Genomic DNA, 12,189 nt, shown 5'->3' with positions numbered 1-12,189 from the left:
AGTAGAATTAAAACCATTCATCATGATTAGAAATTATTTTAAAATCGCCTGGCGTAGCCTTTGGAAAAACAAAATGACCTCATTTATCAGTTTATCAGGTCTGGTTCTGGGCATCACCTGTTTTATGATTATGGCTACTTATATTTTCAATGAGTTACGTTTTGACAGATTTAATGAAAAAGTAGATCGCATTGTTTACGTGAATTATAATTATCAATCTCCATCAGATGCGGAACCTACACATACTGCAAATACCCCTACCGCTGTGGTTCCTGTTGCCAAACGTAGCTTTTCTGAAGTAGAAAATGCGGCCAGAGTCTACAATTACGAAAACCGTGAAATACAGGTAGAAAATAAGAATTTTACTGAAAAAAATATGGTTCTGGCTGATAAGGCCCTGTTAGATATTTTTAGTTTCAATTTTATTGCCGGTGATCCACAAAAAGCTTTAGACAACCCGAATATGCTGGTAATTACACAAACCACTGCTCTTAAATACTTTGGCAAGGGAAAAGCGCTTAACCAAAACATTTTGATAAATGGTGAAATTTGGAAAGTTACTGGTATTATTGAAGATCACCCACCCTATTCTACCCTAAATTTTGACCTTGTAGGTTCTTACAGCTCCATAAGCAGATCAAAAACAGAGGTCTGGAATTCGGCAAACGATAGCTCTTTTTTGCTGTTAAAATCAGTAGATCAGCTTGAAGCTGTTCAGCAGAAATTCAATGCGTATATTAAGGAACAGTTTCCTACTGATTTTGAGGCAGGTTACAAGTTTTGGTTTGATTTGGTTCCGCTTACCAAATTACATCTTTCTTCCACAGCTTCCGGCAATTTGGTCACTTACCTCTATATTTTAGGTGTAATTGCCCTTTTATTGCTAATTATTGCATGTATCAATTTTACCAATTTAATGACGGCCAAATCTTCCGAACGCCTTCGCGAAATAGGTGTACGGAAAGTTTTTGGAGCTGAAAGAAAAAACCTAATCTTTCAGTTTTTAGCCGAATCGGCAATAGTCAGCTTTTTAGCAATGTGTATTGGCCTGGGGTTTGCTTATTTACTGGTCCCTGCATTTAATTCTGTTACTGGTTTGACTATTAGTATAACAAGTTGGAACCTTTCCTATTTTCTCATTACCTGTACTGTTTTATTCGTTTTTATCACACTTTTAGCTGGTATCTGGCCAGCTTTAGTACTTTCTGGGTTTAAACCGGTCGCCGCACTTAAAAATACCAGCAATACTATTGGGGGAACTTCGCTCTTGCGAAAAGGATTACTCGTTTTTCAATTTATGATCTCTATTGCCTTTATTATCGCCACGCTAATTGCAACGAAACAACTGGAATTTATACGAAAAACCGACACCGGGCTAGATCGTTCCAATATCGTGGTACTCAATACGAATACGATGAAAACTGAACAAATAGGTTCTTTTAAGGCAGCATTACTTAATAAGCCAAACCTAATAAATGTTACTGCTACCTCATATAGTCCGGTAGATATTAAGGGCGGGTACAGCATAAAGGTAGATGAAAAAATGGATGCCAATGGAATGTCCATAACAGCCGCCCCGGTAGATAAAGACTTTCTCACAACACTCGATATCAGGTTAATAGCAGGTCAAAACTTTACCGATACCGATGAAAAACGTGTAAAATTACCCGATGATCAACGCCAGTATGCATTTATGCTGAATAAAAAAGCCATTGAAGCAATAGGTTTTAGTCCGGAAGAAGCCATTGGTAAAGGCGTAAACCTTAACGGAAGGCAAGGAAGAATAAAAGGGGTTTTAGAAAATTTTAACTTTGCTTCCCTTCATGAACGTATTACGCCAGTTGTTCTGTTTACCGAATATGAATGGTTTGGTAAAATGTTGATCAAAACAAGCGGCAATACATCTGAAGCACTCGCAGCGATAGATCAAACCTGGAAAGAATTTTACCCTAATCGTTCTTTTGATTATCAGTTTTTAGATAGTGAATATAATGCACTTTATCAAACCGAACAACGTACCGCGACCATATTAAACATACTTTCTACCATTACTATTTTAGTTGCTTGTTTGGGACTTTTTGGTCTTGTTACTTTTACCGCTGCACAGCGAAAAAAAGAAATAGGCATACGCAAAGTATTGGGCGCTTCTACAGCATATCTCACTGCCCTACTCTCTTATGATTTTATAAAACTCGTAGCTCTGGCCATTGTAATAGCAATACCCCTCGCCTGGTATACAACCGATTTATGGTTACAGGATTTTGCCTATAAGATAAATACCCCATATGTATCCTATATCATTGCAGCTGCTGCAGCATTTGTAATTGCAGGAGTCACCGTAAGCTTCCAGGCCATAAAAGCCGCCATTGCCAACCCGGTAAAAAGTTTAAGGACCGAGTAATAATATTCAAACCTTACAGGTTTTAAATCCCAAACCGGAAGATTATAACATCGATCAAAAAACAATATTATGCTAAAAATTCATCTAAAAGCCGCGTGGCGAAATCTTTGGAAAGCCAGATTTTATAATGGTCTTAGCTTGTTGGGCTTATCCTTAGGCCTTACTGTTGCTATTTTTATTGCCGTCTGGATTAATTCAGAATTGAATTATAACAATATTGGGGATGCTGAAAATATTTTTCGGGTTTCCAGCAATTTTGGTACCGGCGAAAATAAACAAACCTGGGGCAGTTCGGTTGGGCCTGTAGCCTACTACGCGAAAAAGGAGGTGCCCGAAGTAAAAAATGCTGCCAGGGTTTCCGGGAACAACTGGTACAGGATTTTTTCAGGCGGGGGAAAAAATCTTGAAGCTACGGGGGCGGCTTTGGTTGACCCGGAATTCTTCAGCTTATTTGATATTCATTTTCTGAAGGGAGACAAAAACAAACCGTTTTCAGGCAATTCTTCCGTAATTATTACCAAAGCTGCAGCACATAAGTTTTTTGGCAGCATGGATGCTATCGGTAAAACAATTACTGCAGACTATAAGGAAACTTTTACCGTGGTTGGTATAGTTGAAAACATTCCGGATAACTCGAGCATTCAATATGAAATTTTCTTCCCGATTTCCATTGTAGCAGCAGAATATAACGGAGAAGGGTTTTGGGAATCTATGGATAGTGACTGGGGAAATTTCAATTTTGTTACTTATTTGAAACTTAACCAAAATGCTTCAGCAGCAAAAGTAGTGGAGAAATTAACCAAAATTCAAAAAGCAAAAGATCGAAATGCCCACCAGGAAGTGACCGATCCTTCCTATTATCTTCAGCCAATAAAAAATATGAACCTTTACAGTTATGGTGGCAATCCCAGAGGCATAAAAACGGTTCGTATTTTTGGTGTGGTGCTCATCCTTATTCTTTGTATTGCCTGCATTAATTATGTGAACTTAAATACGGCAAGGGCGATACAGCGGGCAAAGGAAGTAAGCCTTCGAAAACTGATTGGTGCCGAAAAAAAGCATTTGTTTTTCCAGTTTGTCACCGAATCTTTTATTTTCTTTCTAATTGCGACTGTTTTAGCCCTGGGACTGATTTTTCTGTTAGCTCCTTCTTTTAATTCAATTGCAGCAAAAAACATAGATTTTAGCCTTTTTGATGCCTATTTATGGAAACTCATTTTAGTGGTTTTTGCAATTACTTTAGTGGCCTCTTCCATTTACCCTGCGCTTCTTCTTTCTTCCTTTAAACCCCTGGAGGCCATAAAAGGAATGGCTGCACCGGGTGTAGGCGCCGGAAACTTCCGGAAAATCCTGGTTTGTATTCAATTTGTGTTTTCAGTGATTTTAATTATCAGCACCATTATTATTGGCAAGCAATTGTCTTACATAAAAAGTAAAAATCCGGGTTATGATCGTTCGCAGGTACTAACTTTTTCAATGACTTCTGAAATGACAGAGCACCGGGCGGCCGTTAAAAATGAAATCGGTAAAATTCCAGCTATTGAGGGGATTTCATTTTCTAATAATAACCTGGTAAAAAATGGATGGACAACCGGTGATACCGACTGGGAAAACAAGGATCCGCAAAGCGATATTATTGTTTCTCCATTAGGAGCCGATGAAAACTTTATTCCCCTTATGAAAATGGAGCTTGTGCAGGGAAGAAACTTTACGGGAAGAGCATTAGATTCTACCCGCTATATCCTGAACGAAGCTGCGGTACGTAAAACAGGTATACAGGATCCAATTGGCAAAAACTTTAAATTATGGGAGACTGAAGGAACTATAATTGGTGTGGTAAAAGATTTCAATTTTACTTCCATGAAGAATACTATTGCACCGGCCGTAATTTATTATGATCCTGAACCTTACAAAATTTATGTAAAAACAGCAGCAGGAAAAGCAGGCGAAAGTATTGCGGCTCTGGAGAATATCTGGAAAAATTATAATGAAGGCTATCCCTTTACTTATTCATTTTTAGATGAAGATTATGAAAGCTTATACCGGGCCGATTTAAGGACCGGTACACTATTTAATATATTTTCGATTTTGGCCATTTTTGTTTCCTGTTTAGGCTTATTCGGACTTACCACCTATACCGCAGAATTGAAAAAAAGGGAGATCGGGATTCGCAAAGTTTTAGGCGCCTCAATAGCTCAAATCACCAATTTACTTTCTAAAGATTTTTTGAAATTAATCTTTATTTCCAGCATTATCGCCATTCCGGTGGGATGGTACCTTATGCAATTCTGGTTACAGAATTTTGCCTATAAAACCAGCCTGGACTGGTGGATTTTTGCCGGTGCAGGTCTTCTAACTTTGGGAATCGCCTTAATCACAGTTAGTTTTCAATCTATTAAAGCCGCCTTACAAAATCCGGTTAAAAGTATAAGGACAGAATAAAAGCCCCCTAACACCCGAAGGGGGGAATTAAAAGATAAAATTATGATCAAAAAATATTTTAAAATCGCCTGGCGGAATATCATCAGGAATAAAGGCACATTTTCATTGAATATTATCGGCCTGGCTTTGGGTGTGGCTTCCTGCATTATGATTATGCTTTATGTTTCAGATGAGCTTAGCTACGATCGCTTTAATGAAAGGGCAGATCAGATTGTCCGGGTAGTTTTCAGGGCGAATGTAAACGGGGAGGAAATGAAAGAAGCCGTGGTGATGGCTCCGGTGGCTCAGACTTTAAAAAATGATCTTCCGGAAGTAATTAGTGCTACCCGTCTCGCCAATTCTTACAATAACCGACTTGAATATAATAATACGTATTACGGGCAGAGCAATCTAGGTTATGTTGATCCCAATTTTTTTGATGTTTTCACCTTACCAATTATTCACGGAAATAAAAATACACCACTGGACAAGCCAAATTCTGCAGTTATTTCTGAATCTTTAGCAGAGGGTATTTTCGGAAAAACAGATCCTGTTGGCAAAACCATTACGGTTACCAATCGCACTAAGAAGCTTTATGTTACTGGAGTGATGAAAGATATCCCTAAAAACTCACATTTTCATTTCGATCTTTTAGTCTCCACTTTAGGTTATCCGCAAGCAAAAAATACCAGTTGGATGGAGTCTGATTTTTTCACCTATCTGGTTTTGAAAAAAGGCAGCGATATTAACGAAGTTCAAGCGAAACTTCCCGCAATCAATAAAAAGTATATGGGTCCGCAGATGATGGATGCTATGGGGATGTCCTACGAAGAGTTTCAAAAAGAAAACAAATTGGGGCTTTTTCTACAGCCCTTGACCGATATCCACTTGTATTCCGATTTTTCTGATTCCACTACGCTCGAACAGGGAGGAGATATCAAATATGTTTATATTTTTAGTGCAGTGGCCATTTTTATGTTGGTGATCGCCTGCATTAATTTTATGAACCTCGCTACAGCTTCGGCTTCAAAAAGAGCTAAAGAAGTCGGGATTCGTAAAGTATTAGGTTCTAATAAAAAACAACTTATCAATCAGTTTTTAGCTGAAGCCTTTCTTTCAACACTTCTTGCCACTTCCCTGGCAATCCTGCTATTTGCTTTTACATTGCCGGCCTTCAATCAATTGGCGGGAAAAGAAATTTTATTTTCCTCCCTCTTAAAGCCGTTATATATTTTCTCATTATTAGCACTTCTTCTCCTGGTGACCATTTTTGCGGGAGCTTATCCGGCATTTTACCTTTCCTCCTTCAATCCGATAAATGCTTTAAAATCAAAGTTTTCGGGAAAGGAAAAAAATTTCGGAATCCGCGGAGGTCTCGTTGTATTTCAATTTGTGATTTCAGCTGGGCTCATACTCGCAACGCTGGTGGTTAAGGAACAGATGAATTATATTCAGAATAAAGATATTGGCTATGAAACAGATCAGTTACTGGTAGTTCGGAATACTTATTTATTAGGAAATAATGAGGACAATTTAATTGAAGATATCAAAAATGACCCACGTGTTGAAAATGTATCCCATTCTGCCTTTGTGCCTGCAGGAGAGAGTGATAATGAAGTGGGCGGAATCTTTATGAATGGGGAGTTCCAGCGCCGGATGTTCTTTTACAATGTTGATGAAAATTATATTCCCACCCTTGGAATGGAGTTGTTGCAGGGCCGGAATTTTTCCGAGGAATATGGAGCTGAAACCGATAAAGTGATTATTAATGAAAAGGCTGCACAAATTTTAGGTTTTGGAGAAGATCCAATAGAAAAGACTTTTGAGCGCGACACTCATGATGGCCTTAAAAATATGACCATTATCGGCATGGTGAAAAATTTTAATTTCAAATCACTGCATCAGGAAGTCGAACCATTAATTCTGAAGAAAAATCCCTACGGCGGAATAATTATCAGGTCGAAAACGGCCGATATGTCAGGAATTATCAAGAACCTCACCAATAAATGGAATAATTTAAATCCAAAAGAAGCCTTAAACTATAGTATCCTGGATGATTCTTTGAATCATACTTATTTAAAGGAGCGAAAAATGGCAGTTATTTTAACGCTATTTGCCATTCTTACCATTATTGTTGCCTGTCTCGGGCTGTTTGGATTAGTAACTTTTACAGCGGAACAACGGTTTAAAGAAATTGGAATAAGAAAAGTTCTGGGTTCCTCAGCCGCTCAAATCGTGGCCCTGCTTTCAAAAGACTTTATCAAACTTGTGGCAGCTTCCTTTTTGATCGCGTTTCCTTTAAGCTATTATTTAATGAACATATGGCTTCAGGAATTTGCATATCGCATCCAGATTCACTGGTGGTTATTTTTGATGGCGGCAATCATTACTCTTGGTATTGCCTTTTTTACCATTGGAATTAAAAGTTTTAGAGCAGCCAGCGCCAATCCAATTAAGAATTTAAGAACTGAATAAAACCAACTAATATGCTAAAACTAAACCATACCTATAAATGGGTGAATTCCGGCGGAAGAAGAATTTTTCTGCTAAACGATTTAAGTGTAAATATTGAACAGGGGGAATTTCTTTCTGTCATGGGGCCTTCCGGATCGGGAAAATCAACCTTGCTTAATGTGATTGCCATGTTAGATGATTTTAACGAAGGGGAATATTATTTTGAAAACGAAGCCATCCATGAACTTAAGCCGAAGAAAAGAACAGCCATTTTTAATGAAAATATCGGGTTTATTTTTCAGGCCTATCACCTCCTGGACGATCTTACCGTGTACGAAAATATCGAGACTCCCCTACTTTACAAAAAAGTAAAAAGTTCAGAAAGAAAAGCGCTTGTTGCCGATATTCTAGACCGCTTTAATATCGTAGGCAAAAAAGATCTCTTTCCACATCAGCTTAGCGGGGGGCAGCAGCAATTGGTAGGTATTGCCCGGGCGCTCATCATTAAACCTAAATTAATCCTGGCAGATGAACCTACCGGGAACCTAAACTCCAAACAAAGCGACGAGATTATGCAGCTGTTTAAAGAATTAAATGAAGAAGGAGTCACCATTATCCAGGCCACTCATTCTGAAAGCAATGCAGCCTACGGTTCCAGGATCATTCACCTATTGGATGGAAGTGTCAAACATCATTAAAAATCATCATTTTGAGTAAATTCATCATTATCATCACCATCTTTTTCTCCGGTATTTTAAAAGCCCAGGATCAAAACTTAAGTTTAAACGAGTGTATCAAAATTGCTTTAGAGGAAAATATAAGCCTGAAGAGGTCCAATCTTAATGCAGAAACTTCTAAAATTTTTCTCAGGCAGTCAAAATCAGCTTTACTTCCAGGTATCAATGCTAATTATAATTTGGGTATTAATAATGGCCGGAGTATAGATCCTTACACCAATGATTATATAGACCAGCAGCTGAAGTTCAGCAACGCCGGAATTGATTTGAGCAGTCAGCTTTTTAAAGGCTTTGAACTTTTAAATTCCATCCAGCGGGACCGGTATAATTGGAAAGCCTCACAAGCGGAAGCAGAAGAGGCAAAGCAGCAACTTATTTTGCAGGTGACACTGGCCTATTTTCAGGTGTTGAACAACCGCGACCTGGTGGAACTTTCACAACTAAGAATGAAGGCCACTAAAGACCAAATGCAACGCCTGGAAAATTTATATGCAGAAGGGGAAGGAAATCCTGCAGACTTTACTGACATCCAGGGACAAATAAATGCCGACGCGGCTAGTTTACTGGAAGCACAAAATGCCCTCTTAAGTGCCAAACTTGAACTTGCAAACCTGTTGAACCGGGATGAGGATTTCCAGGTAAACAATCTTACATCAGATTCCGTGACACCATATGTGTTGTCTGTGGAGGAAGTTTATACACAAGCCCTGGAGAATTTTCCTGGATTTGAAGCAGACCAGCTACGTATTGATGCTGCTGAAGAAAATGTGGCTGTGGCAAAATCGCTGTACATCCCTGAAATTTCCCTATTCGCCCAGGTAAACAGTAATTATTCCAGCGTTGCCAGGATATATAATGAAAATGGCACAGAAGTTATTCAAACCGGGCAATTTATAATGGTAGGAGAAAATAATTACCCCGTCCAAACTAACCAGGCATTGTTTGCAGAAGAAAAAATCTCCTATTTGGATCAACTAAACAACAACCTGAATTCTGTAGTGGGCCTTTCGGTATCTATCCCGATATTTAATGGATTTCGAGCTAAACAACAGGTAGACCTAAGAAAGATTGAACTGGAGGATTCCCGGCTGGAACTGGAGGCAACCAAAAATGACCTGGAACAGGAAATAAAGCTCGCCTACAACCAGATGCAAACTGCCTATAAAAATTACTTTATCCTGAAAGACCAGGTTCAGGCTTATAATGAATCTTACCGGGTGAACGAGATAAGGTTCAGAAGCGGGGTTTCCAACTTTGTGGAGTATATCATCAGCAAGAACAACCTGGACCGTGCAAAAATTAACCTTACCAACAGCCTTTATGAATATATTATTCGGAGAAAAATTTTAGATTATTACAGTGCAAAAAATAATTCTCTAAATTTCACCTCATAAACTGAAGATGATAAAGGTACGGAGCAAACACAGGTAAATAATTTAGAGATATTTCCATTTAGTTTTTAAAATTCCCTGGATCCAGGTATGGTATTAGGGATTGATAATAAAAAAACATAGAGCCAATAGCCAGTTGCCTATAATTTTCGATTAATAGGTGATATTGCCCTGGACCATTTTTGTAATCAGGTTATTGAATATTGTAGCTTTACTTTGGGATCGGGTTGATCCTAAAACAGAATTCGTTAAAATACCTGTTCAGGTTTTTATCACTTACCCAGGAATAAGTTGTCCTTATCCAGGATTTTACCTGGCGTATCATTGTATGGATTGCCTTAAAATTCAATCCTTTATTGCTTTCTATCTGGGTAATGTTGAATGCTTTGCCTATAGGTCTATAACCTCTCCATTTATCAGTGGTTACCTTAGCTTCACGGCTTATATGGTTGACAAAAATGTACTGAAGGGACTGAGCTGAAAAATCATCAATTTCCATAGTGTACATCCGCTTTACCTTGCCTTCTTCGGTCAATTGAACAGCCGTGACTGCTTTCTTTTTCTTGCCGTCATAACTTCTTCCTATTTTTCCCTCCATCCCTGCCGCCCAGAACAAATTCATCTACGTGAACATCGCCATCCATAGGGTCATTTCCGTTGGAAGCCATAGCCTCCCTGACTTTCAACATAAATAGTCTCAACGTTTTTTCCGTAACTCCATAGCTCACAGACATATAACTTGCAGATAAACTTTTGGTTGTCGTAGCCATCTCAAAACAAATGAAACGCCAAGATTTTGGCAATGTGCGGATTTATGAACTTTTATTTGATTATCCGTAATTATTGATTTCCCTCATACTTGTACTCTATAATACAACCTGTACAATTAGTATCTTGTGGATTTTCTTTGGAAGGTCCAGAACTTGCTTTACTATTATCGGTAGAAAGATAAATTTTCTTACCATCGGTACTAATGGCTACATCGCGGTATCTTACTTCCGCTTCAAAGTAGTTGGTTTCTTCTTTTTCGACTTTCAAGTCGGTTCCAATTTGTAGCCGTACGAGTTTCCCTTCTTTTAAAGATGGGATAAGAAGCGAATTTTGCCAGCCTGGAATAGCATCTGCCGTATAAATAGCCAGGCTACTGGGTGCCAATGCAGAAGTTTCTGGAACATATGGCGCATCCTTAAAACTTTTACTAAAAACCGTTTCCAGCATTTCTGCAGATATTACCTTAAATACTTTTTCCGGCTCCTGGAAAGTGTCTCCAAATTGTGCTGCGCTGCGTTCTTCATTTATTGTAGGCAAGGTGGTATGCCATGGCAATGGCAGGTTCTTATTATCGCTTACAGCACCGGCAAAACTATTATAATTGTTATCGTTATAGCCAATGATATTTGGATGTCCATAATTTTTCCCCTTTATAATGAGATTTAGTTCATCATCTCCATAGGGACCATGCTCTGAAGCATATAAAAATTCTTTCCGGCCAATTTCGGCAAAAGCGATCCCCTGCGCGTTTCTATGACCGTAGGTCCAAACAGCGTTTTGTTTTTCTTGCTCGTTAAAAGGATTATCATTGGGAATCCAGCGATTGTAATCGCCCGCGTCGTTATCTGGTTCTAAATGAAACCGAAGGACTTTACCGGAATAATGTTCTTTATCCTGGGCATAATTAGGCTGCCCGGCATTACTATATTGTCCTGCGCCCCCATCCCCCACGGTTAGATACAAAAAATATTTGCCCGCTAGTTTTCCTACGGCAAGCCTGCCAGAATTATGGTCATTACTTTGTGGTAAAGTATCGCATATAACCATGGGATTCTCCAGTTTTTCTGATTGGGAATTATATTGATATCTTACTAATTTCCCGGTATACTTCGCACCGCCCAGGCTGTTTACCGAATTTAAATGAGCTACGTAACAGAGGTAAACGAATTTTTTATTGTGCTGAAATTCCGGATGCAGCGCCAATCCCATTAAACCTCCCTGCGGCCAGGGTGCTTTTGGCTCTTTAAGAGTATCAAAACGTGCAAATTTTCTTTCGTTTGAAAGATCCAGCAGCAAGGTACTTTTTCCTGTTTCCGGATTAATTTTTTTAACCAGATAGCTCTTAGACTCGGTTACCCACAAATTACTATCCGGCCCAAAGGTAACTTCCCAGGGATCGTCTAAATCCTGGATCACAATACGTCGCTTAAAATCTTTAGTATGTACCTGCGCGAGTACATTACCTGTCACAAAAATTAAAAAAGCTATAAATATTCTATGCATTTCATGGAAATTAAATGTATGAAAATAACAATTTTATTACTTAACTCGCTGTTAAGAAGATAATAAAGATGATAATCCCAAAACAAATCAAAAATACTTTACGAACACCAAATTTAACTTTATGAAAAAGGGTATTTGCCGTGGCAGATTCAGTATGGAGACAAATATTGCACTGCCTGGAAAAATCCTTGCGCACCTGGTAAGCATTGTGATTACATCTTGTACATTTGAAGCTAAATTTGGACTTGATTGAAGCAAGGTATTTGTTTACAATCCTCGTAGGTTTTGAACCGATCAGAGAACTCCAGAAGATTTTGACCCTTAAAAAAATCCATAATTTTTAAATTACTGGTAATCTGGATACGTATTTAAATACTCACCTCTAAAAAACCATTACGTTTCACAATCAAGTTTTAATTTTCGTTAATTTTCATTGGGTAATAGTTTTAAACCAGTTTTTTACAAAATAAGATGGATTGAAGGGCATTAAAAAATAAAAGTATATGACTGC

Annotated in this window: 6 protein-coding genes and 2 pseudogenes; 5 read left to right on the top strand and 3 right to left on the bottom strand. The window is 38.4% G+C overall.

The genetic code is table 11. From position 1 onward, the window contains the following. Positions 1 to 22 precede the first annotated feature (22 nt). From RM539_RS18695 to RM539_RS18675, 5 genes are all read left to right on the top strand, one after another. Entirely contained in the window at positions 23 to 2,401 is a 2,379-nt protein-coding gene (locus RM539_RS18695) for an ABC transporter permease (protein ID WP_311504943.1), read from the top strand. A gap of 69 nt (positions 2,402 to 2,470) precedes the next feature. Then, positions 2,471 to 4,843, top strand: a complete 2,373-nt coding sequence (locus RM539_RS18690; RefSeq protein WP_311504942.1) for an ABC transporter permease — start codon at positions 2,471 to 2,473, stop codon at positions 4,841 to 4,843. A 42-nt stretch (positions 4,844 to 4,885) separates the two neighbouring features. Then, positions 4,886 to 7,297, top strand: a complete 2,412-nt coding sequence (locus tag RM539_RS18685; protein WP_311504941.1) for an ABC transporter permease — start codon at positions 4,886 to 4,888, stop codon at positions 7,295 to 7,297. Positions 7,298 to 7,308: 11 nt separating this feature from the next. After that, on the top strand, positions 7,309 to 7,974 hold the full coding sequence (locus tag RM539_RS18680; RefSeq protein WP_311504940.1) for an ABC transporter ATP-binding protein: 666 nt from the start codon (positions 7,309 to 7,311) through the stop codon (positions 7,972 to 7,974). An 11-nt stretch (positions 7,975 to 7,985) separates the two neighbouring features. Continuing rightward, positions 7,986 to 9,407, top strand: coding sequence for a TolC family protein (locus RM539_RS18675; protein ID WP_311504939.1), 1,422 nt, complete (start codon positions 7,986 to 7,988; stop codon positions 9,405 to 9,407). Positions 9,408 to 9,557: 150 nt separating this feature from the next. Here the strand turns inward: RM539_RS18675 and RM539_RS18670 are convergent. From RM539_RS18670 to RM539_RS18660, 3 genes and pseudogenes are all read right to left on the bottom strand, one after another. Next, a pseudogene (locus tag RM539_RS18670) lies at positions 9,558 to 10,189 on the bottom strand (IS1595 family transposase); the annotation flags it as partial. A 55-nt stretch (positions 10,190 to 10,244) separates the two neighbouring features. Further along, complete coding sequence (locus tag RM539_RS18665) at positions 10,245 to 11,678, bottom strand: PQQ-dependent sugar dehydrogenase (RefSeq protein ID WP_311504938.1); 1,434 nt, start codon at positions 11,676 to 11,678, stop codon at positions 10,245 to 10,247. A gap of 43 nt (positions 11,679 to 11,721) precedes the next feature. Next, positions 11,722 to 12,013: pseudogene (locus RM539_RS18660) on the bottom strand (IS1595 family transposase); the annotation flags it as partial. Positions 12,014 to 12,189: the final 176 nt, after the last annotated feature.

Origin of the sequence: Autumnicola musiva (assembly GCF_031846585.1) — a bacterium.
GTDB lineage: Bacteria > Bacteroidota > Bacteroidia > Flavobacteriales > Flavobacteriaceae > Autumnicola > Autumnicola musiva.
This window is presented reverse-complemented; position numbering and strand designations above follow the sequence as displayed.

What these genes read in the sequence shown, in the direction of transcription:
- RM539_RS18695 (WP_311504943.1), top strand. Translation starts at nt 23, where the DNA reads ATGATTAGAAATTATTTTAAAATCGCCTGGCGTAGCCTTTGGAAAAAC.
- RM539_RS18690 (WP_311504942.1), top strand. Translation starts at nt 2,471, where the DNA reads ATGCTAAAAATTCATCTAAAAGCCGCGTGGCGAAATCTTTGGAAAGCC.
- RM539_RS18685 (WP_311504941.1), top strand. Translation starts at nt 4,886, where the DNA reads ATGATCAAAAAATATTTTAAAATCGCCTGGCGGAATATCATCAGGAAT.
- RM539_RS18680 (WP_311504940.1), top strand. Translation starts at nt 7,309, where the DNA reads ATGCTAAAACTAAACCATACCTATAAATGGGTGAATTCCGGCGGAAGA.
- RM539_RS18665 (WP_311504938.1), bottom strand. Translation starts at nt 11,678, where the DNA reads ATGCATAGAATATTTATAGCTTTTTTAATTTTTGTGACAGGTAATGTA.